Source organism: Niastella caeni (genome assembly GCF_004834005.1).
Lineage (GTDB): Bacteria > Bacteroidota > Bacteroidia > Chitinophagales > Chitinophagaceae > Niastella > Niastella caeni.
In genome coordinates, this window is record NZ_STFF01000009.1 from 51,331 (window position 1) to 75,431 (window position 24,101).

At 44.6% G+C, this 24,101-nt stretch carries 14 protein-coding genes and 2 riboswitches; of the genes, 7 read left to right on the top strand and 7 right to left on the bottom strand.

Features of this window, described 5'->3' with window-relative positions; all coding sequences use genetic code 11:
- Nucleotides 1-36: 36 nt before the first annotated feature.
- From metE to FAM09_RS25210, 3 genes are all read right to left on the bottom strand, one after another.
- Nucleotides 37-2,355, bottom strand: coding sequence for a 5-methyltetrahydropteroyltriglutamate--homocysteine S-methyltransferase (metE, locus tag FAM09_RS25200; protein WP_166437265.1), 2,319 nt, complete (start codon nt 2,353-2,355; stop codon nt 37-39).
- Between the two features lie 148 nt (nt 2,356-2,503).
- A riboswitch (cobalamin riboswitch) is annotated at nt 2,504-2,721 on the bottom strand.
- A gap of 154 nt (nt 2,722-2,875) precedes the next feature.
- Nucleotides 2,876-5,236, bottom strand: a complete 2,361-nt coding sequence (locus FAM09_RS25205; protein WP_136579940.1) for a ribonucleoside-diphosphate reductase subunit alpha — start codon at nt 5,234-5,236, stop codon at nt 2,876-2,878.
- Nucleotides 5,237-5,314: 78 nt separating this feature from the next.
- The gene (locus FAM09_RS25210) at nt 5,315-6,286 is read right to left on the bottom strand and encodes a ribonucleoside-diphosphate reductase small subunit (RefSeq protein ID WP_136579941.1); all 972 of its coding nucleotides are present in this window, start codon (nt 6,284-6,286) and stop codon (nt 5,315-5,317) included.
- Between the two features lie 114 nt (nt 6,287-6,400).
- Nucleotides 6,401-6,658, bottom strand: a riboswitch (cobalamin riboswitch).
- 280 nt (nt 6,659-6,938) lie between these two features.
- Here FAM09_RS25210 and FAM09_RS25215 point away from each other — a divergent pair.
- From FAM09_RS25215 to FAM09_RS25230, 4 genes are all read left to right on the top strand, one after another.
- Nucleotides 6,939-8,447 carry a carboxypeptidase M32 gene (locus FAM09_RS25215; RefSeq protein ID WP_136579942.1) on the top strand — a complete coding sequence of 503 codons (1,509 nt, stop codon included), beginning with the start codon at nt 6,939-6,941 and terminating at the stop codon, nt 8,445-8,447.
- 27 nt (nt 8,448-8,474) lie between these two features.
- Nucleotides 8,475-8,900, top strand: coding sequence for a lipocalin/fatty acid-binding family protein (locus tag FAM09_RS25220; protein ID WP_136579943.1), 426 nt, complete (start codon nt 8,475-8,477; stop codon nt 8,898-8,900).
- 423 nt (nt 8,901-9,323) lie between these two features.
- The gene (locus FAM09_RS25225; RefSeq protein ID WP_166437266.1) at nt 9,324-13,655 is read left to right on the top strand and encodes a PKD domain-containing protein; all 4,332 of its coding nucleotides are present in this window, start codon (nt 9,324-9,326) and stop codon (nt 13,653-13,655) included.
- 24 nt (nt 13,656-13,679) lie between these two features.
- Nucleotides 13,680-14,720, top strand: a complete 1,041-nt coding sequence (locus FAM09_RS25230; RefSeq protein ID WP_136579945.1) for a PorP/SprF family type IX secretion system membrane protein — start codon at nt 13,680-13,682, stop codon at nt 14,718-14,720.
- Between the two features lie 86 nt (nt 14,721-14,806).
- On the opposite strand, the gene FAM09_RS25235 is transcribed toward FAM09_RS25230, so the two are convergent.
- The 4 genes from FAM09_RS25235 to FAM09_RS25250 all read right to left on the bottom strand — a co-directional run bounded on the left by FAM09_RS25235 (nt 14,807) and on the right by FAM09_RS25250 (nt 21,724).
- On the bottom strand, nt 14,807-16,459 hold the full coding sequence (locus FAM09_RS25235; protein WP_136579946.1) for a RagB/SusD family nutrient uptake outer membrane protein: 1,653 nt from the start codon (nt 16,457-16,459) through the stop codon (nt 14,807-14,809).
- A 68-nt stretch (nt 16,460-16,527) separates the two neighbouring features.
- Complete coding sequence (locus FAM09_RS25240; RefSeq protein ID WP_136579947.1) at nt 16,528-19,863, bottom strand: TonB-dependent receptor; 3,336 nt, start codon at nt 19,861-19,863, stop codon at nt 16,528-16,530.
- A 133-nt stretch (nt 19,864-19,996) separates the two neighbouring features.
- Complete coding sequence (locus tag FAM09_RS25245) at nt 19,997-20,977, bottom strand: FecR family protein (RefSeq protein WP_136579948.1); 981 nt, start codon at nt 20,975-20,977, stop codon at nt 19,997-19,999.
- Between the two features lie 150 nt (nt 20,978-21,127).
- Nucleotides 21,128-21,724 carry a sigma-70 family RNA polymerase sigma factor gene (locus FAM09_RS25250; RefSeq protein WP_136579949.1) on the bottom strand — a complete coding sequence of 199 codons (597 nt, stop codon included), beginning with the start codon at nt 21,722-21,724 and terminating at the stop codon, nt 21,128-21,130.
- Between the two features lie 623 nt (nt 21,725-22,347).
- Here FAM09_RS25250 and FAM09_RS25255 point away from each other — a divergent pair.
- The 3 genes from FAM09_RS25255 (at nt 22,348) to FAM09_RS25265 (ending at nt 24,002) form a co-directional block, all read left to right on the top strand.
- Nucleotides 22,348-22,920, top strand: coding sequence for a hypothetical protein (locus FAM09_RS25255; RefSeq protein ID WP_136579950.1), 573 nt, complete (start codon nt 22,348-22,350; stop codon nt 22,918-22,920).
- Nucleotides 22,921-23,050: 130 nt separating this feature from the next.
- Complete coding sequence (locus tag FAM09_RS25260) at nt 23,051-23,518, top strand: peroxiredoxin (protein WP_136579951.1); 468 nt, start codon at nt 23,051-23,053, stop codon at nt 23,516-23,518.
- Between the two features lie 148 nt (nt 23,519-23,666).
- Nucleotides 23,667-24,002 carry a T9SS type A sorting domain-containing protein gene (locus FAM09_RS25265; protein WP_136579952.1) on the top strand — a complete coding sequence of 112 codons (336 nt, stop codon included), beginning with the start codon at nt 23,667-23,669 and terminating at the stop codon, nt 24,000-24,002.
- Nucleotides 24,003-24,101 lie beyond the last annotated feature (99 nt).

Consider the following 24,101-nt stretch of genomic DNA (forward strand, 5'->3'; position numbering starts at 1 on the left):
CCTGTAACTGAAACCTGGCAACAGAATGCTATTACATTAAACTAACGCAGGTTGCTCAACCTTCTCCCTTGCCTGCTGCGCCGCCTGCACCATGTTCTTCAATGCAGCAATGGTCTCCGTCCAGCGACGTGTTTTCAAACCACAATCAGGATTTACCCAAAGGTTTTTAACCGGTAACAGGGCCACCGCTTTTTCGAGCAGGTACATCATTTCTTCTACCGTGGGCACCCGTGGTGAATGAATATCGTATACACCGGGCCCTATTTCATTCGGATATTTAAATCGTGCAAAGGCTTCCAGCAACTCCATTTGCGAACGGCTGGTTTCAATGGTGATCACATCCGCATCCATTTTGGCAATGTGCTCCATGATATCATTGAATTCGCTATAGCACATGTGCGTATGGATCTGCGTTTCGTCCTGTACGCCACTGGCAGATAATCGAAATGCTTTCACTGCCCAGTCAAGATACGCAGGTCCATCTTTCTTTCGCAATGGCAACCCTTCGCGAATGGCAGGCTCATCTATTTGTATCACCTTAATGCCGGCTTTCTCCAATGCATTCACTTCATCCCTGATGGCCAGCGCAATTTGAAAGGCCGTTTGCCATCTCGGCTGGTCATCACGCACAAACGACCATTGCAAAATAGTTACCGGACCAGTGAGCATGCCTTTCATTAATTTACTGGTTTGCGCCTGGGCAAAACAACTCCACCGTACTGTCATATCGCTGGTGCGACTCACATCGCCTGCTATCACCGGTGGCTTCACACAACGGCTGCCATAACTTTGCACCCATCCATTCTTAGTGAACAAAAAGCCATCGAGCTGTTCACCAAAATATTCCACCATGTCGTTGCGCTCAAACTCCCCATGCACCAACACATCCAAACCAATTTCTTCCTGAACACGGATAGCATTGATCGTTGCTTCTTCAATTTCTGCTTCGTATTGCTGTTGCGACAGGTCTCCTTTTTTCAGCCTTGCCCGCAACTGGCGGATGTCCTCTGTTTGTGGGAAAGAACCAATTGTAGTAGTAGGAAACAACGGTAAATTAAACCGTTGCTGTTGTATGCTTTGTCGAACCGTAAACGCACTGTTTCGGGTTGCATCTGCGTCTTTAATCTCAGCTACACGTTGTTTTACCGCCTTTTTGTGAATTCGGGTAGAATTGCGCCGGCTTTCAATAGCCCGTGCATTGATGGTCAGCAGTTCTTTATTACCCGCTTTTATTTGATTTAAAGCGCTTACTTCATCCAGCTTTTGTTTGGCAAAAGCCATCCAGTTCCTGATCTCGGCATCAATAGCGGTCTCTCCATCAAGGTCAACCGGAGAATGCAGCAATGAGCAGGAAGGCGCCAGCATTACCCGGTCTTCACCAATAGCTGTAACGGCTTTTTCAATTAAAGCGAGGGACTTGCTAAAATCATTCTTCCAGATATTACGGCCATCAACCACACCTAACGACAACGATAATTTCGGTGGCATGGCTTTCAATACGTCGTCAATTTGTTGCGGAGCCCTTACCAGGTCAACATGCAGGGCGCATACCGGCAGGTTAACAGCCAGGTTGATATTCTCCTGCAAGCCTTCAAAATAAGTAGCTACTAATATTTTCAGGTTGCATTGCTTACGGATCTCTTTATAAGCGTACTGAAATGCCTGTTGTTGTTTTTCGGTAAGGTCGGTAACCAGGAAGGGCTCATCGAGCTGAACCCAAACGGCGCCGGCTTCTTCCAGCCTTTTCAGCACTTCAATATAAACAGGCAGCAGTTGTTTCAACAGGTCTATTTTATCGAACTGCTTTTCTTCCTGCCCGTTTTGTTTTTCTTTTCCCAATAACAAATAAGATACAGGCCCGATCAATACGGGTTTTGGTGTTGTTTCTGTTACGCGTTTGCATTCGTTAAATTCATGAAATAATTTGTCGGAAAGAATGCGGAATTGCTGAGCAGCGGTAAATTCGGGAACAATGTAGTGATAGTTGGTATCGAACCATTTGGTCATTTCCATGGCTGTGATATCCAGGCCATGTTGTTGATAGCCCCGGGCCATTGCGAAATACAGATCGATCTCTGCATTTTCTTTGATGTCGGTTGCCACGGGCGTATAACGGTGTGGTACAGCGCCTAACAACAACGACATATCGAGCACCTGGTCGTAAAAACTGAAATCGTTACAGGGTATCATGCCGATACCGGCTTCTTTTTGCAATAGCCAGTTTTCTTCCCTGATCTTTTTAGCGGCAAAGAATAATTCGGCCCTGCCGATGCTGCCGGCCCAGTATTGTTCACAGGCTTTTTTCAATTGGCGTTGTGCCCCAATACGGGGGAACCCAAGATTGTGTGTTAGCATACGCATAAAACATTTAGTGAAACATTAATGAAATTATTAATGTCTTTACGTTTAATGTGTATGCTTTCGTGATAAAGTGTTAGAGAGAAACAGTTACTAAGTGAGGTGATTTAACTGCTCCTGACTGCTGCTTTTAAACCGCGAAAGCATTCGTCTCAATTTTCAGGCAAGTATCCTGGCTTATTGTTTTGCTGCATGCCTTCCCATACCATTGAGGCCTGATACAGTGGCTTATTATGCAGCGCTGTGAGGTGTTATCCCTCACTACAACATACAGTTGCGCGACAGCCCGTGATTCACACACGGTTCCTTTTTAATCCCGTCTCGGCTTAGCCGAGATCGGAAACCTGAAAACAAGGTGTTAAAGTAAAGAACTGAGCAGCAAATATAATGATTTGGAGATTTCGCGATTGCGGGATTTTGGGATTTGCTAAAATTAAAAGGGTAAGCCTCTCTGTAAGAAAGGCCCACCCTATTATATAAATCTAAAAATCCCCAAATCTCTAAATCAGAAATTCTTCTACGCGCTGCAGGTAACACAACCGTCTTCCATGCTGCAGGTGCCGCCATTGAGGCCATCATCGGCCGACTTGGGTACCACTGGTTCCATTTCACGGCTGCCTTGCTTTTCAACAGTGAACTGAACAGCCTGCGCCGCAGCCTGTGTACGCAGATAATACATCCCTGTTTTCAACCCTTGCTTCCATGCATAGAAGTGCATTGAGGTAAGCTTGGCAACAGTTGGGTTATCTACAAACAGGTTGAGCGATTGCGACTGGCAGATATAAGCGCCGCGATCAGCCGCCATATCAATCAGGTGACGTTGCTTTATTTCCCATACAGTTTTATACAACGCTTTTATTTCGGCCGGAATTTCATTGATCTGCTGAATAGATCCGTTGGCAGCGATGATCTTATTCTTCATGGTATCATTCCAAAGTCCCAGTTGTACCAGGTCTTTCAGCAGGTGTTTATTTACAATGATGAATTCCCCACTCAATACCCGGCGCACATAAATATTAGAGGTATACGGTTCAAAACATTCGTTGTTCCCCAAAATTTGTGAAGTAGAAGCCGTAGGCATAGGCGCTACCAGCAATGAATTGCGAACACCATGCTCCATCACTTCTTTACGCAATGCATCCCAGTCATGACGGTTAGAAGGTTGCACATCCCACAGATCGAACTGGAACTGTCCTTTTGATAACGGTGAACCGGCAAAGGTTTCATAAGCGCCCTGCTCTTTTGCCATGTCTTTGCTGGCCGTCATAGCCGCAAAATAGATAGTCTCAAATATGTTTTTATTCAACACTTTTGCCAGGTCGCTTTCAAAAGGCAAACGCAGTAAGATAAATACATCCGCCAATCCTTGCACACCTAATCCAATTGGGCGGTGACGCAGGTTAGAACGTTTTGCTTCCTCGATCGGATAGTAGTTGTTATCGATAATGCGATTGAGGTTGCGCGTTACCTGGTAAGTTACTTCGTATAATTTATTGAAATCGAATTTTCCTTCATTTACAAAGCGGGGCAATGCCAGCGATGCCAGGTTACAAACAGCTACTTCATCGGCACTGGTAAACTCCAGGATCTCCGTACACAGGTTGCTGCTTCTGATAGTACCCAGGTTCTGCTGGTTGCTTTTGCGATTGGCCGCATCTTTATACAGCATGTAAGGGGTGCCGGTTTCTATCTGTGCTTCCAGAATGGCAAACCACAACTCCTGAGCTTTGATCACTTTGCGTGCCCGGCCTTCTTCTTCATAACGATGGTACAGCGCTTCAAACTCGTCGCCAAATGTATCTCCTAAACCTGGGGCCTCATTCGGGCAAAACAGGCTCCAGTCTCCATTTTGTTCTACCCGCTTCATGAACAGATCAGAGATCCACAAAGCATAGAACAGGTCTCTTGCACGCAGCTCTTCCTTACCATGGTTCTTACGCAGGTCTAAAAAGCTTTCGATATCAGCATGCCAGGGTTCCAGGTAAATGGCAAAGGCGCCTTTGCGCTTTCCACCCCCCTGATCAACATAACGAGCCGTATCATTAAATACGCGCAGCATGGGAATGATACCATTGCTGGTTCCATTGGTACCGCCGATATAGCTACCGGTAGCGCGTACGTTGTGAATTGATAAACCAATTCCACCGGCGCTTTGTGAGATCTTTGCCGTTTGCTTCAACGTATCGTAAATACCATCGATGCTATCGTCTTTCATGGTCAGCAAAAAGCAGGATGACATTTGCGGCTTGGGCGTACCGGCATTGAACAAGGTAGGCGTAGCATGGGTGAACCAACGCTCGCTCATTAAGTTGTACGTTTTGATGGCGCTTTCAACATCTTCTTTATGTATGCCGATGGCCACGCGCATAAACATATGCTGAGGACGCTCAGATACTTTACCGTCGATACGCAACAGGTATGATTTCTCCAATGTTTTAAACCCGAAATAATCAAACCCAAAGTCACGGTCATAAATGATCGAGCTATCCAGTAACTCGGCATTGGCTTCAATGATCTCCATTACATCATCAGCCACCAACGGCATTCTGCGACCGGTAGCTGAATCAGTATATTGATGCAGTTTGCGCATCGTTTCGGAAAATGATTTCTCTGTATTCTTATGCAGGTTGCTTACTGCAATGCGTGAAGCCAGCAACGCATAGTCGGGATGTTTGGTTGTTAATGAAGCCGCTGTTTCTGCAGCCAGGTTATCCAGTTCGCTGGTGGTAACCCCATCATAAATACCTTCAATCACTTTCTTCGTTACTTCAATCACATCAACCAGCTGACTCAACCCATACGACAGCTTCTGAATACGAGCCGTGATCTTGTCGAACTTTACCGTTTCTTTTTTCCCGTTCCTTTTAATTACGTTCATGCTATAGAGTTTATGTTGCTATCAAATATTATTTCTGATCTCGGAATGTTGGATTTTAAGAATTGGCTTTTCTGATATTTAGAAATCTTCGTCCAGTGAAAACTGTTGCGATTCTTTACTATTCATTACGCCCGCTTTACGATAGTCGCCCACCCGCTTTTCAAAGAAGTTGGTCTTACCTTGCAGTGAGATCATTTCCATAAAATCGAACGGGTTGGTTGCATTGAACATTTTTGGATATCCTAATTCACTCAACCATCTGTCGGCAACAAATTCAATATACTGTTGCATTAACCGGGCGTTCATACCTATGAGGTCAACCGGCAGGGCTTCGGTGATAAATTCTTTTTCAATACGTACGGCATCGCCGATAATGCTGTAAACATCTTCCTGCGACATTTTGTTGCTGAGCATGCTGTACAACAAGCAGGCAAACTCACAATGCAAACCTTCGTCACGGCTTATCAGTTCATTACTGAAAGTAAGCCCGGGCATCAACCCTCTTTTCTTCAACCAGAAAATAGAACAGAAGCTGCCACTGAAAAAGATGCCTTCTACTGCGGCAAAGGCCACCAGGCGTTCGGCAAAATTGCCCTGCTCGATCCAACGCAACGCCCACTCTGCTTTTTTCTTTACGGCAGGCACCGTATCAATAGCATGGAACAACCTGTCTTTTTCGTTTACATCTTTTATATAAGTGTCTATCAATAATGCATACGTCTCGGAGTGAATATTCTCCATCATGATCTGAAAACCATAAAAGCAACGGGCTTCAGGCAATTGCACTTCGCTCATAAAATTCACGGCCAGGTTTTCATTAACGATGCCGTCGCTGGCAGCAAAGAAGGCCAACACGTGTGAAATAAAATGGCGCTCGCCATCATTGAGGCAGGCCCAGTCTTTCAGATCACCGCTCAAATCAATTTCCTCAGCGGTCCAGAAGCTGGCCTCATGCTTCTTATACATTTCCCATATACTTGGGTATTTGATTGGAAGAATAACGAAACGGTCTTTGTTTTCCTGTAGCAACACTTCATTTTCGTACTGCATGATAAATGGTTAGAATGTTAAAAATGCGGCACGACAACAGATAGCAACTCCCATACTTCGCGTAAAATAAAGTGAAGCATTAATCATTTGCCGGTACCTTATCGGGAAAGTTCCAAACGTCCTTTGTTAACGGCAGGTCTCCTGGCTTGTTGATTTGCTGAACACCTTCCCACCGATGTGGCTTTCACCGGTCATCGGCAGTGGTCATTTGTAAGATCAGCTTAGTGAGTGGCCCCGAATATATTCGGAAACTTCAACCTCCATTCACCCAACTTACAGTTGCCCGTCAGCCCGTGATTTTCACACGGTTCCCTTTTAAGCCGGCTGATTGGTATGATTTTGTCAGCCGACACCGTAACAAATTATTTGTAAGAACCCGTACGAAAGTAGCAGTCCTGCGAAATAATTTATAAAACAGTTTTTCACAGGTGTTAATAGATTTTACGCCAATGTTAAATGTATTTCAATTAAGGCCATATCCTTTATGAAAAAACGCTGTACAATCAATGGAAAAAGAGATAGTTACAAACAATTGACCTAAGTATGTTGTATTTATATATACTGTTATTGCGGTTACTTTGTTGGTGGTTTTTGGGTATGATATAATTTTACCGACTTTCGCAACCTGTAATTAATAATAAATTTATTCGGTATGACAAATACAGCTACGAAACCCCTGTATGAGGAATATATTAAAGGGATGCAAACGATTGCCGATTTACGATATGCCGCCGCCGTATTACAGTGGGACCAGGAAACTTATCTTCCACCGAAAGGCGCACCGGTTCGTGGGCAGCAAATTGCCACCCTTTCTGAAATTGCGCATAAATTTTTCACCGATGATAAGCTGGGCGGGCTTTTACAGGAATTGTTAGCTGGTAATAATTTGTCGGCCGAAGAAAAAAGAAATGTAGAGCTTACCTGGCAGGATTATTCCAAACAAAAAAAATTCCCTTCCTCTTTTGTACGCAAACTGGCTGAAGCGGTGAACAAAAGTTTTCATAGCTGGATGGAAGCCCGAAAAGCCAATGATTTTTCCGTTTTTGCCGATGACCTGGCCCGGCTGATAGAATTAAAAAAACAGGAAGCCGATATGCTGGGGTACGAACAGCATCCTTACAATGCATTGCTTGATGACCACGACAAAGGCGCAACGGTTCAATTGCTCGATGGTGTGTTTACCGCTATTCAACAACCCCTGAAAGACCTGTTGGGAAAAATTGCCGCGCAACCACCGGCTGATGACAGTTTTTTACGCCAGCACTTCGATAAAGAAAAACAATGGCAGTTTGGTTTGCAGGTAGTGAAAGAACTGGGCTATGATATGGAGGCCGGCCGCCAGGATATTTCTGAACATCCTTTTACCACCAACTTCAATAGCCAGGATGTACGCATTACCACCCGCATCGATGAAAATGATCTGAGTAATATGGTGTGGAGTTGTATCCACGAAGCGGGTCATGCGTTATATGAGCAGGGATTACCGTTGGGAGAATATGGTTTGCCACTGGGAGAACCCGCGTCCTACACTATTCATGAGTCACAATCGCGCTTATGGGAAAACCATGTTGGCCGCAGCCGGGCATTTTGCGAACGCTGGCTGCCGGTGTTGCAGCAATACTTCCCGCAACAATTGGGGAAGGTTTCCGTAGAACAATTCTACAAAGGCATTAATAAGGTACAACCTTCGCTTATTCGAACAGAAGCAGACGAGCTTACCTATCATTTTCACATCAAGATCCGGTACGAACTGGAAAAATTGTTGATTGAAGGGTCGATGGGCGTAAAGGACATTCCCGGGTACTGGAACGACCAATACCGGCAATTGATGGGGGTTCAGGTTCCCAGCGATAAGCAGGGTTGCCTGCAAGACGTGCACTGGAGCCACGGAAGTTTCGGCTATTTCCCCACCTATAGTTTGGGGAGTTTTTATGCCGCCCAATTCTACTCCTATGCAAATCAGTCGGTTACAAATTTAGAAGGGCAAATAAAACTAGGAAATACAGCACCTTTGTTGCAGTGGCTGCGTAATACAATACACCAGCAGGGAAGGCGTTTTACTAGTGAGCAGTTGTGCAAAGATATATACGGGGAAACCCTGAATATTGAATATTTTACAGGCTATTTACTTGACAAATACAAGGATATTTACAAATTTTAATATTTGAAACCAGGCCTGGCCTGAACTATGAAGAAACTAATACCTCTGATCGTGACAGGGTGCTTAGCCCTGTTTATATCCATGTCGTGTAAGAAGGCTGTTGAAAAGAAGGCACAGGACATGATAATGGATGCCATTACCAATGGGGAATGGTTCGTAGAGCAGTACTTTGAAGGCAATAATAATATTTCAAATCAGTTTCTAAACTATTATTTCAAATTTAATTCAAACGGAACTGTAACAGGTACCATAAGCAGCACTACTACTAATGGGACCTGGGTGGGGAACCCTTCTGACTATACCATTACCTCAGAATTTCCTTCGGCCGGCGATCCGCTGAAAAAGCTGAACGGGGTGTGGAAGATCAAAGACAGTTACTGGGATTTTGTAAAAGCAGAAATGATAACATCCACTGGAACCAACGTGCTAATGTTGCGAAAAAAACAAAACTGAAACAACTATATCCCAACGAAGCGCATATATTTTTCGTATAAATAAGTTGACACAACCAGGTTTTAATAAACCTACACCCCATCCTTGTAACCGACACAACTTATCAACGGATAAGCTTCTTCCCTGAATATCCTATTTAATACATCCAACTACAATCCGATACCCCGCGATTAACGCATTGCCCAACAACTGGTTAAGAACTGATCATTTGCGCATGTAAAGCCATACAGCTACATTATATTTTACAGGTATAGAATATAATCTGGCGGGAACAAGGTTTGCATGGTAATCGATCATTCTGTGCGAGAGGGGCGTTTACGGCCTATAAACCATAAAACAGTTTTGCACTTGAGTAAATTTGTACTAGCACCTTGTGGTAACCGGATGCGCTTACCGGTTCGGTTTTCCAGGGGAAACCGGCGAATGCTTATCAGATCATGGTTTTGGTTACCATTTATATTGCTATTCCCGCTATCCGGATATGCCCAGACCATGGTTCCCGATTTCTCTGCCAATCAAACTTCGGGTTGTGCGCCATTGAATGTGAACTTCAGAGACCTGACTACCGGTAATCCCCGGTTCTGGAATTGGGATTTTGGAAATGGCACCCTATCGAATGTGCAAAACCCCACTGTAACCTTTTTTACACCCGGCACATATACTGTAACGTTGGTGGTACGCAATCCCGATGGCACCACAGGCATTACCAAAACAAACTATATCACTGTTCATCCTTCGCCTACAGCCTATTTTGGAGCCAATCTTACCATCGGCTGTGTTCCGGTTAATATTCAGTTTACAGATCAAAGCAACTCCACTTCCGGCAATATTGTATCATGGCTATGGGATTTCGGCGATGGCACCACCAGCACGGCTCAAAACCCGTCGCATGCTTATACCACCACCGGTTTCTATACTGTTAGCCTTACCGTTACCAGCAGTACAGGATGTAAAAATACTTATACAGTTAACCGCTACATTCGCATTGTTTCAGGGGTTAAAGCTGAGTTTGACAACAGCAAGCCGGTCAGTTGCCAGGCCCCATATGAGATCGACTTTACGAATCAATCGAGCGGACCAGGCAATATGACCTTTCAATGGGATTTGGGCAATGGCACCAACTCAACGCAAAGCAACCCCAGTACTACGTATGCCGCTACCAATACTTATAATGTAACCCTTACTGCTACCAGCGAATTCGGTTGTTCAAACACAATAACCAAACCGGTGGTTTTAAGTGGGCCAACCACTTCGATCACAGCGCCTGATACGGTGTGTCAAAATGCAAAAGTGTTTTTCGTCAATAATTCATCGGTGGCGCCACAAAAAACAATTTGGGATTTTGGGAATGGTCAACAGTCGCTCAATACCAACGACAGTACCATTTACCCAACGTCTGCTAATTATACCGTAAAACTGTTCAATACGTATGCAGAGTGTAAAGACTCTGCTATTAAAGTTATTTATGTGCGCCCCAGCCCCATGGTTGATTTCACAGCTGCCAATACGGCTGCGTGTAAAGCACCATTGAATGTTACATTCCAGGATGTTTCACCAGCGCCCATTACCAATTGGTTTTGGGATTTTGGAGATGGCGGTACCGGCAGCGGTTCCAACCCTACGCATACGTATAATGCCCCCGGCAGTTTCAATGTTTCTGTTACATTCACTGATAATGCAGGTTGTGAAGGAAAAATTACCAAACCGGCCGTTGTGCAGATCAAGGCCCCAACAGTGCAGATCAATACAGTTCCTGCCGGTGGTTGCGTTCCTTTCACCTATACACCCACCGCAACTGTAACAGCAATAGATGGCGTAGCTTCCTGGTTATGGGATTTTGGCGATGGCTCAACTTCTACCCAGCAATTCCCTTCTCATACCTATACCAGTACCGGTAGTTATGTAGTCAGGTTGACTATTACTACTACTGGCGGTTGCACCGTAACAACCTCTGAAGTTGATGGTGTGAAAGTGGGTACGCCACCGGCAACTAATTTCAGCATGTCGGCAACTGATGTTTGTGCTTCAGATGAAATACAATTCACCGATCTGACGCCCCCGCCTGCTGATTGGTGGGAATGGGATTTTGGCGATGGCGGCTCATCTACCTTACAAAACCCTGGCCATGTCTATAATGATTCCGGTACTTTTGTTGTTACATTAACAGCGTATAATAACCGATGCCCATCCATCAGCACCGGGCAGGCAGTGCATATAAAACCACCGATAGCAAGGTTTACACCCAACATTATATGCGGCAATTTGACGGTATCGTTTACCGATGGGTCAAAAACAGATCCTTCGTATGGGCCTATATCTTATTCCTGGACATTTGGCAACCCTGTAGTGGGAACTGATAATGTCAACCAAAACCCAACGTTCACATTCCCGGGGTATGGCATATACCCGGTTACACTTACTGTAACAAACGGCTCCTGTACCAGTACATATAACGATACGGTAAAACTGGTTAAAGTACCGGCCAATTTCACAGTTCCCGCCACCGTTTGCAGGAATAAACCCTTTGATGTAATATCCACCAACCCCTCTCAATACGTTACAAAATATGAATGGTCAGTTGATGGCGCTCCTTTTGGTGTTGGCGGTGTTTTATCTAGTTTAGTACTTACCACGAATGGCTTACACAGCATCGGGTTGGTCATTACTGATATCAATGGCTGTACAGATACATTAATAAAGACTAATGCAGTAAACGTTACCGGCCCGTTTGCCAACTTTACGGCATCCACGCCGGGCGGTTGTAAAAATGCGCCCATCACCTTTAATGATCATTCAACCACTTCGGGCAGTTTGGTAAAATGGACATTCAACTTTGACGATGGTAATACGCAGTCGTTTACCAGTGCGCCCTTCACCCATGTTTATAGCGATACCGGCTCGTATCTTCCGCAGTTAACCGTGGAAGATAACCAGGGTTGTACTGATACCTACAAATTGACGGATACGATTTATGTTACTACACCAAAGGCCGATTTTACTTCCGACTATGATACCATCTGCCCAACATCGAACGTACAGTTTTCCGATGCTTCCTTTGGAAAAGGCTTAACGCATTTCTGGGATTTTGGCAATGGCGGTACTTCCACCATGAAAGACCCGGTTTATAGTTATGGCGGCAACAATGCTAACTATACTGTTAAACTGGTAATTACCGATCACGCCAGTTGTAAAGACTCAATAATCCGCACCAACTATATTACCACATTAAAACCAGTGCCCGCTTTCGATATCCTGGATACGCTTACTATTTGTCCGCCCATTGAAACCAAATTTACATTCAGGGGCACCGACTATGAATCTTTTGAATGGGATTTTGGCGATGGAGGCACTTCTACTTTAATGAACCCTACGCACTTCTATAATGCCTATGGCGATTATACACCCAAGCTTTATTTATATGGCTATGGTGGTTGTAAAGACTCTGCCAGCGCATCTGTGCATGTATATAATGCCGGCTCGGTCACCACACTCAATTTCAGTCCGACTGATGCCTGTAATGAATTAACAGTGGACTTCAACGTCGTCACCATTCCCGACATGAAGTATGCCCTTCATTTTGGCGATGGCACATCCGATACCACCATGGCCACTACCTATCAGCACTATTATGGTTCACCAGCCTTTTATATTCCTTATTTACAGTATACCGATAAACAAGGCTGTATTGCAGGCGTAAGCGGCGCCACTATTAAAGTAATTGGCGCGGACCCATTCTTTGGCGTAGACAGGAACAAATTCTGCGATTCGGGCGTTGTTTATTTTACAAACTACACCATTGGTAATGATCCGGTGGTAAGCAGAACATGGGATTTTGGCGATGGCACTACTACATCAGATCCTGACCCTACCCACGTTTTCCAACAACCGGGCATTTATAAAGTATCACAATCCGTAACTACGCAGCAGGGTTGCAGTAAAACCTTTTCAGATACCATCCTGGTGTACCGCACACCTGATCCGTATATTGCCGGTGACAGCATTGGCTGTTTAAATGAAACCCTGAACCTGCAGGCTATGCTGACTGTTCCTGACACGTCTATAACCTGGAAGTGGACGATGAGCAACCGCCTCCCCGTATCAACGCCCAATATCTCCCTTAACTTTCAGAATAGCGGAAACTATTTGTTACACTTGCAGGCCACCAACCTGCTCGGCTGTACCGACTCTGCCAGTACAAACCTTTACGTACCGCCCATACCAGAAATTACCGTAACCAGTGACCCGGTAATACCGGTAAGCACGGGCATCACTTTACCTGTAACGTATGGGCCCGAAGTTGTGAGCTATAACTGGACGCCAGCTAAAAACCTGAGCTGTACAGATTGCCCTAACCCATATGCCAATCCTAAATTAAATACTACTTATACCGTTAAGGTGTTTGATGAATATGGCTGCTCTAATACAGAAGACGTTACCGTAACGGTAGTTTGTAACGGGTTGAATTATTTTGTACCTAATACCTTCTCCCCCAATGGCGACGGGGTGAACGACATTTTTGCACCACGCGGTGTTGGTTTGGCGCGCGTGAACAGCATGCGCATCTTCAACCGCTGGGGGCAAATGGTATATGAAAAAATGAACTTTGTAGCCAACGACCGTACCCCAACCGGTGGCTGGGATGGCACTTATAAAGGGAAGCCAGCCAGTGCCGATGTATATATTTATATCATAGAATTTGTGTGTGAAAATGCCGCTATTATTCCTGTTAAAGGCAATGTGGCATTAGTACGATAACCATTAATAACAAAAAACCCAACCATGATCACCGGCTGCAGCTATAAACGATTTCTTGCCGGCTTTATATGCTCGCTGTTCCTGCTGAACGCAAAAGGGCAGGATATACATTTTTCGCAATTCTTTGAAGCGCCCTTGTTACGCAACCCTTCACTGGCCGGAATTTATACCGGCGACTATCGCATCCAGGGCGTATACCGCGATCAATGGAACAGCATTACCAATGCATATAGAACAGGTTCGCTGAACGCAGAATATAAAATGCCCGTTGGCGTCGGCAATGATTTTATAACAACCGGCATCCAGGCTTTATTTGATAAAGCAGGGACCGTAGGATTAACTACCACGCATGTTCTTCCCGCACTTAACTATCATAAATCGTTGAGCAATGAAAAAACCATGTACCTGTCGCTGGGCTTTATGGGTGGACTGATCCGCAAAAGCATTGACATTACCAAGATCACTACCGACAACCAGTACAATGGTGGCGGCTACGATGGCAGTTTGCCAACCGGGGAAACCATGTTAACGCCCAACTATACTACCTGGGACGCCAGCGTGGGCATGAGCTTCAATACAACATTTGGTCCTGATCAGGGAAACAGCTTATTTATCGGGGGCGCTTACCATCATTTGAACCGCCCGAAAAATTCCTTCTACCGCAATCGCAGTATAGAGCTGAACGCCAAGTATGTGGCATCCGTAGGCGTTAAGTGGAGCCTGGATGATTTCTCGGCCTTTACCCTGCAGGCCGATCACTCGGTACAGGGCAATTATACGGAAACGATAGGCGGCGCATTGTACTCCTACAAATTAGGGAACGATATGGATAACCCATTGTATACAGTAAGCGGCGGTTTGTTCCTGCGCTGGAAAGATGCGCTGGTACCGGTGCTGAAAATAGAATGGGCCAACCTGGCAGCAGCACTTAGTTATGACGTAAACGTATCGCAATTAAAAACGGCTAGTATGGGGCAGGGTGGGTTTGAATTATCGATCTCATACATTGGTTTCCTGCATCGCGATAACAGCAGTGAGTATAAAATGTTGTGCCCGAAATTCTGATAACAGGTTAAACTATAAAAAGCGAAGCCTCTGCCATTTGGTGGAGGCTTCGCTTTTTATTTCGCTAACACAGTTTGTACCATCTGCTAATATTCAGGATTTTGTGTTAAGGCCGGGTCTTTCTCCCGTTCCGTTTGCGGTATAGGGAACAGATCAAACGCTGGCCGGTAAACCCGGTTTTCTAATAGAAATTTTTGATAGGTGAAATTACTACCGCTTTTAGTAATGCGCATTCCATACGCGGAGGTTCCCTCCTGGGTTCCGATGCGCCACCGCCGCAGGTCCCAAAAGCGATGCGTTTCAAAAGCCAGTTCTATCCTGCGTTCGTGCCGGATGCGTTGTCGCATTTCTTCTTTTGTAAGACCAACAGGCAGCGGGGGCATCGCCACATTCTTACGGCCGCGTATCTGATTCACCGCATCGTACACACTTTGATCAGGTGCACTCAGGGCTTCGTTTTGTGCTTCGGCATAATTCAATAACGCTTCGGCATACCGCATGAACACCCAGTAATGGCTGCCAGGTTTATACGAAGTGATCAGCGTAGCATTTTCATCTAACAGCTTGGCCACATAGTAACCGGTTTTGGTAGCGGCCGTATTATAATTTAAACCATCCACCCCGCTGCCTACATAGGTGTTGATCGTTGCAGTTCCCCATTTACGACCATTATAAATGATGGATTGATGAAAACGGGGATCGCGGTCTGCATAGGGATTGGCAGCATTATACCCAGATGTTGGATCGGTAATATATTTGCCATTTTTCATTTCATATTCATCAACCAGGTTCTGCAGGGGCTGCAGGTTACCCCATCCCCCACCCTGGCTGGGTGGTTCTGTATGCCGTACCCAATCGTTATCTACTACCTTCCAAACCTGGTTAACGGTGCTTTGAAATATAACTTCCGGCGATGTTCTGGTATGGAACAGGGTTTTATAATTATCATCCAGGCGGTACACGTTCAAATCCATTACTGCTTTGGCAGCACTGGAAGCCTGTTGCCATTTCTCTATATTGTTATCCGGATTATGCAACAGACTGGCGGCATACAATAAAGTGCGCGACTTCAACAGCAACGCCGCTCCTTTAGTTGCCCGTCCAAGATTTTCCGAACTATGGGTGGCGGGTAGTAATGCAGCAGCGCTATCACAATCTTTTACAATAAATGCAACCACTTCTTCTTCGCTATTACGCGGTAATTGCAGATCATCATCGATGCTTAATGGGGCATCCAGCAAGGGAACGCCACCATATCGTTTGTACAACTCTTCATAAAAAAAGGCGCGCAAAAAAAAGGCTTCGCCTTTCATTCTAACCTTACCCGCTTCCTGCCTTGCATCATTAACCGGCAGCTCATCGATATGCTGCAGAAAAATATTTGCCTTTCTGATGTTCTGATACGACTTGGCCCAGATATCGATCGGATTATTGGTAGGCGAGATCAAACCACTGGTGAAATTTATTGTACCGTAATTGAAAGTGTACGGACATTTAGCCTCATCACAGGCTGCTGCATACGTAAACGAGTATACCGGCATCCAATCGCCAGCACCAATACCGGTGTTATAGATATTAGCCAGAAAAGCATCTGTTTGCACATAATCATTAAATAGCTCTTTATCCGTTATGCCACCCGACTCAGCTTTATCGAGATAGGAATTTACTTTTTTACAAGCTGTTGTCAGGCTGACCAACATTATATAGCTGACTAACCAAAGTATGTTTATAGATCGCATAGTAGTTAAATTATTGTCAATAGGAATAAAACAAGGTGAGTTGTGAATGGTGAGTTGTGAGTAGGCTTCTAAAAATCCGCCGACACACCAACATTCACTACCCGCAGTTGCGGATAAAAGAAACCTTTGCCGCTGGGCGCTTCCGGATCGTAACTGCCATTCCCCATTCTATCCCAGGTATACAGGTTCATGCCGTTGGCATATATGCGCAATGATGCAATACCGGTATTTTTTGCGATCCGCAGCTTTCTGAATGTGTACCCAATCTCTGCATTTTTTAACCGGATGTAGCTGGCGTCTTTCAGGAAAAAGGAAGAATATTCCTGGTGGTTATTGGTGTTTTGTCCGTAATGCAATGCCGGGTAGGTAGCGGTAGCCGCCGTTTCCGGCGTCCACCGGCCCAGGTGTTGCTCCATCACTTTTGCACCATTATAAAACTCCCAGGCGCCTTCGTGACTAAAGCGTGCGCTGTAATTGCCTGCCCCCTGGAACAACACACTTACATCAAAACCTTTCCAGCTAACATTTCCAGAGATGCCATATAAAAATTCAGGCACGGTGCTTCTTCCAATTGGTCCTTTATCGAGGTTGTCAATAACATTATCCTCGTTCAGGTCTTTATACTTTATATCACCGGGGATCAGGTTACCAAACTGGCGCGGACTGCTTTGTATTTCTTCTTTACTGTTAAAAAAGCCAATAGATGTAAATCCAAAGATCTGTCCTATTTGCCGGCCGGTTGCTCTTAAGTAATCATAAGGATAGCTGATCTCATCTTTAAAAAGAATTTTGTTCCTGGCGAAAGAACCGTTTGCCCGCAAGAAATAAGTAACATTGCCGATCCGGTTGTTATGGGCCAATTCCATTTCAATTCCGCGATTCACTATTACGCCCATATTGGCCGGCGTTATATTAGCCTGAGGCACGCCCATAAGATCAGGTATAATGCCGCGGACAATAAGAATATCGTTGCGTTTTTCGCGAAACACATCTATTGTAACATTCAACAGATTACGCCACAGCCTGGCTTCCAATCCAATATTCAGCTTACGCGCTTTTTCCCAGGTAACATCCGGGTTAGCCATAGCGCCTTCCTGCCTTCCGGGAATATAAGTTAACTGGTCGGTACCAAAACTATATCCATTACCAGTAACATACTCTGAAATAAACAACCAGCGTCTTTTACCCAGTTTGTCGTTCCCGGTTAAACCATAAGAAGTCCTTAGTTTCAGAAAATCAATAACGCTGTTATTTTGCAGGAAAGCCTCTTTAGAAGCAACCCAACCTACAGAACCAGCCGGGAAAAAGCCATACCGTTTATTTTTTGCGAAGTTGTCGGTACCATTAAAGCCTGCATTAAACTCGGCAAAATATTTATTGTTCAAATTCCAGGTTACTCTCGAAACAAGTCCCTGCGATACAAACGGGATGGTTCCGCCTATAACTTTTTGCTGGCGGTTCACTAGTAACAGGGCAGTAATATTGTGATCCCCAAACGTGCGGTCGTAGTTAATGGAAAGATCAAGCCAGGTGCTCCTGCTTTGTGTAAAGTTGCTATCAGGCGCCTTTAACGGAACGTCTAACCCGGTAAATGAATAACTCGAGGTATCGTAATAATCACCACTTCCTTTGTACAACGCGGTCCTTACTTCCTTGCTGCGTACAAGCGTACCTTTGAAATAACCATCAAAAGAAAAATTACTTTTCACAAACAGGCCGGGTGTAATAAAATCCAATTTCCGCATAGCCGTGAACATTCCCGATAAGGAAGAATTAAAGTTTTGCCTGTACCCGGTGGTGTTCACCAACGCAAAAGGATTGCCGCGCGTAGAACCGCCATAAAATCCGTTTGGATACTGTATCGGATATGCATTGGGTGGCGTTTTTTCGAGGTAATTGAAGATGTCATCGGTATTTACATTCGGCGCATTCTGGTTTTCAATGGCGCCAAACAAACTGAGGCCTACTGAAAAATCCTTGTCGAAATCTATATCAACATTAGAGCGAAAATTATAACGCCGGTATTTCAGGTTGGCATCATACTGATCGTTCTTTTTTGCTTTATACAGGCCATTCTGTTGTGTATAACCCGCATTCACAAAGTATTTAACCAATGGCGTACCGCCGCTGATATTGAAATCGGCCCTGGTCATCTGGGCCGGCTTCAACATCTCGCCCATCCAGTCAACATTGGGATATTTATAGGGGTCAGAACCGGATTCATATGCCTGCAACGCCTCGTCAGAATAAGGCAGCAATGTCCCATTCGGGTTATCATTCAAATACGCTTCATTGGCAAGTAATGCAAAATGATAAGAGTTGAGGTATTTGGGAATGCGTGTAGCCGATTGTATGGAAGTTTGTACACTGGTGTTTATCCGGGGCTTGCCTTCGGTACCACGTCGCGTTTTAATAATAATTACGCCGTTAGCCCCTTTAACGCCATATAAAGCAGTAGCCGACGCATCTTTCAGAATGGTAACACTTTCCACCTCATTGGGGTCAAGCGCCGACAGATCAACCAAACCCGGATCTTTTTCTACTCCATCAATCGTTATCAGCGGTTCGTTGCTGTTGAGGGTAGCTCTTCCCCTGATGTACAATTCAGGTCCATCTGCACCTGGTTCGCCCGAACGTTGTACGGCTATCAGGCCCGGTAACCGGCCTGTCAATGCATTGGCTATATTTGCTACCGGGCTTTGTTTGATCTCTTTAGTTGTTATGGAAGCTACCGCGCCTGTTTGCGCGATCTTCTTTTGCGTTTGTCCAAAACCCAAAACCACTACCTCGCCCATGGCCCCCGTATGTTTCATAGAGATATCGAATACCGCGGTGATACCCACCTGTTCCGTCACCGGTTCGTAACCAGCAGCCGTAAACAGCAGGATATCAGTGAGCTGCGCTTCAATTTTAAAGGAACCATCCTCTTTGCTCATGGCGCCTTTTCCAGTGCGCTGTACCATTACATTTACACCGGCAAGACCCTCTTTTGTTTCAGCATCCCTAATTTTACCGGTTACCCAAATCTCCGTTCGCTTTTTTTCACCGGGTACCGGTACCGGTGCACTGCGGGTGATTACAATATAGCCGCTGAATTCTTTAAAGGACAGCGATGTATTCCTGAAAATTTCCCTACATACATTTTCCAATGGCTCATTGGTAAACGACATTTGCTGTACCTGAAACAACTGTACATCATCCTGCGTATAAGCGAAGTTGATGCCTGTTTTTTTCTGTAACTGTTGCAGTGCTTTGTCTAACGACTGATCATTAAATGAAATGGATACTTTGGTCTTTAATATTGTTTGCGCATAACCAGTGGCGCCCAATACCATACAAAATACCAATGTAAGCAGCAAGTTCTGGTAACCTGGACAAAGCTGTTCAGGAATCTTCTTTTCCATAAGTTCGAGTCTTGTTTTTTTGTAGTAAATATTTGCTACCGATTACAGGATACAGGGGCCTGATCCTGTATCCTGTTTGTTTTTATAGCATTCCTGAACTGCTCGTTCAGGGGCGATTGCTGATGCCTATGTTTTAGTATAATACCCAGGTGTCGGCATTCATTTTTTTATATAGATGGTGATTTAATAAAGCCAGCACCTGTATCACTTCCTGTACAGGCATATTCCTTTTTAACCGGATGTTGTAGTGTCGTGCTTTTACCTGCCGGCTATTTGTGTGCAGGTTGATGCCATACAACATTTGCATGGCCTGTTGCAGTTCGGGAAAAGGTGCATTGGTCAATGGCAGTTCATCTTCTTTCCATAATGAAGCCAGCCACACCGGCACGGTGCTTTTCGAAAAAGACCCTGTTTTTGATTGAACGCTGATCTGTTTGCCGGGCAGCAATACATCCAGCACCTTTTCATTATGGCTCACAGCTACTTTACCGGTAGCTACGGTAACCAGTGTGGCACTATCAGATAAACCGGTTTTTACACTGAACGAAGTACCCAATACCCGGGTTTGCACCAATCCGTTTTGTACAATAAAAGGATGCGCAGCATTTTTCTGCACTTCGAAAAACGCTTCGCCAGCCAACAGTTCCACCGTACGATTGGGATGATTATATAACTGGGTATCTACCTGTAAGCGGGCGTTTGCTTTCAACCAAACCACACTTTGATCGGGTAATAGGTAGCGCATTGTTGCATTGGCAGCAGCGGATATCAGCACTTTTTGATGCGTCAATTTCCTTGGCGAAGCTGGTTGCCGGAATAACCACCAGCCGGCAATCCCGATTATCAGGGCGGCAGCGGCTAACCTGAATAGCCAGCGAGGAATAGGTAGTTTTTTCGGCAGCGTAGCTTCCTGGTAACCAGGCCAGGAGGCAGCTTCATTCAATAAAGTCTGCTCCATAGCGGGCGGCATGGGTTCGGTTATGGGTTCATTCCATACCCCTAACAGGTATTCATCCAATCCTTCGGGATGACGGTTCAGCCATTGTTGAACCAGTTCGGCTTCTTCAGCCGTGCATTCACCTTGAATAAATTTTTCCAGTAATAGTTTGTTCATTGCAAACGGCTGTGCAGCCTGATTTGCATATATCACGTATGAGAAGGCGGGAACCGGTAAGGGGGAGGAAGAAATTTTTTGGAATTGGGAATTGGGTTAAAGCTCTATTAACTCGTTGCCTCGATGCCTGGTTGCCTTGGTGCCTTGCATTTAGTATCCCAATTCTTTCCGTAAAAACTTCAATGACAACCCAACCTGTTTCTCAACCGTGGCGGGAGAAATACCCAGTTGGTCGGCTACCTTTTTATGGGAGAGCCCTTCCTGCTTAACCAGGGTGAAGATCCTTTTTCTTTTGGCCGGCAACAGATCGATGGTCGATTGCAATTGCTGCAACTGCTCTTTAAAGTGCATCAACTGTTCGGCTTGCGGCGTGGCCTCGGCTGGCGTGCTATTTCGTTGTAACTGATCCATCAACTTGCGGTGCCTGGCCTTTTTACGCAGATGGTCAATAACCAGGTTGCGGGCGTATGTAAATAGTAAAGGCAGCACGTCGCGGGAATCATCTACGGTTGCTATCTTTTGCCAAAGTTGCGCATAACAGTTCTGGATGATGTCTTTGGTATCTGTTTCATGTTGCGTAAGCTTCCATACAAACTGATACAGCCGGTCTTTTGTTGCAAAAAACAGGCGGCTGAATTTTTGCGACAGATCCGTACCCGCATCAGTTGCCGAAGCTACAGGCAATGTAACTTCCTGCTCCTGAACAGTTAATTTCCATAATGCCGTATCGTTTAAAGGGAGGTCCATACGCTGAGCAAATCGATACAAAGAAAGTCAACCAATGTTATACAATTATTAAGTGGTTCAAATACAATTAATCACACGTGCTTCATCGCTTCACTAAAAAGTAAGCCATAGAACTACCGGTGCTATCAGGCATCACTCATTTGGGTAAACACGGCTACCATTCGGTTGGGTACGTGATGGTAATCATATTTCAGGAACGAAATCCCACATTGCAAAAAAATGGCGGCGCCCTGATCCTCAAATGATACTGTTTAAAAACGCCGCTTGCAATTGCCGGGTTATACTCTTAATATAACAATCAGGTATTCAAATAAAGCATTTCAACAGCCGTGATTTTGAAGCCCTTCCAATCAAAAATAATCAACCTGCGAACAAAATATATACGCAAACGTTTGTTGAAAATTTAGAAATATCTTTTAGGCTAACAGTACAAAACCCCTTGTCGGGTACACTTATTGTAATATAGATATAGTTCCACCGTACTGCTATCTGACTGCGAACCCATTCCTTTATACCAAAACTCAACCACCTTTATTTCCCATCCTGGAAAACTAATCCACATGCCACTTTTTTTTCGTGTTTGGTATTTACAATTCGCAGATAAAATCTTAAATTTAATAAACATGAGAATCCCGGCAGCGATACTGGCTAAGTGCCGTCCGCACCAACCAAACGGACTGACTCTAACAATGCTTCTCACCATTGTTACATTTACCATTTCTTCAAATTCGTTTACCCAAAGCAGGTATGACTGGCGAACCAATATCGACCAGGTGATCCATGAAACAGATAGCCTCTCACTTAAATCGCAACGCACTTTTTACCTGAATAAAATTTTACGCAAAGACGAACCGCTGAAAGAAACGTGGTATTACACTACTCACAATAATAACATCATTGTATTTGAAGTTCGCTACCGGATTGATTCACTGGAGTATACCGAAACCTACTATATGAACAGGGGCCGGTTGATCTGTATGGAATTGTACGAAACAGATTTTCTCTCCTATTACGAAGATGAGATCAAGCATGGCGAAGTGTTCTTCTTCGACCACGACATGCTGATACAATATGTTACCGTAGGCAACGGGCTAGCCGACCTGTCGTTCCGCGATCCTCAATACGAACCGCTGCGAAGATTTTACAAAAGATACATAGAGTTGCAAAAGAATATCCTTTCGTTAGCAACTAATTAATTAGCAAATATGCCAATGCGAAAATGTGCAAATGGAAACCGGTTCTGGGTTCCTGCAATTTCATTTGCACAACTTGTCTCGATTCGTCGGGATTTGCATACTTTCACATTTTCACATTAATTATCACATTATGATCTCAGTTGGCCAACCAGCTCCAAACTTTACCTTATTCGATTCTGCAAAAAACCCCATCAACCTGCACGACTTTACCGGCAAAAAAGTAGTGCTGCTGTTTTACCCCCTCGCCTTTACCAGCGTCTGTACCAAAGAGCTTTGTTACGTTCGCGATAACATAAGCTTATTTAATAATGTAGATGCCCAGGTGTTAGGCATAAGTGTTGACTCGCTATATACGCTGGCGAAGTTCAAGGAAGAACAGGGACTGAACTTTCCGTTACTGAGCGATTTTAATAAAGAGGTATCCAGCCTATACAATGCCTTATATGAAGAATTTAGTTTCAATATGAAAGGCGTATCAAAACGAGCGTCTTTTGTGATCGACCGGCAAGGCATTGTTCGTTACGCACAGGTGTTGGAGAAAGCAAGTGATTTTCCCGATTTCGAAGCGATACAATCAACTTTAGCCACAATCGATTGATTATGATCAATTAAAATAGAGTTAAAATCTAGCTTGTGTACAAAAATATAAGCGGAATCCCCTATTAAAAGCAGGATTATTGCTAAAGGAGTTGTAATTTTGGTTAAAAGGAAATATCTTGAGCAATAACTGTAAAATATCATCGTGCATGAAGATTTTTTACGCATTGTCCACTATCCTTTTATTGACGTTACAAGGGAAAAGCCAGGATCGAAATCCCGGAGAAGACCCTGCACCCACCATTGTAAAGTTTTACCCTAACCCTGCTACTTCAATTATCACCTTCGATTTTCAACGCGGATACGATAAATCACTGAACCTGCAGATATTCAATTTTATCGGCAAGAAAGTACAGGAAATAACTAACGTAACGCCTAAGACTACCGTCAACCTCAACGATTTCTACCGTGGCATCTACATCTTCCAACTGAAAGATAAGAATGGCAAGGTGGTTGATTCAGGCAAATTCCAGGTTTCCAAATAATTACAAATTCACTTTATTATATAGCCTTGCCGGTATGGCAAGGCTTTTTTTGTAGTTGGCGGTGGTGCTACTATCGCCATTACTTGTATCACTCACTTT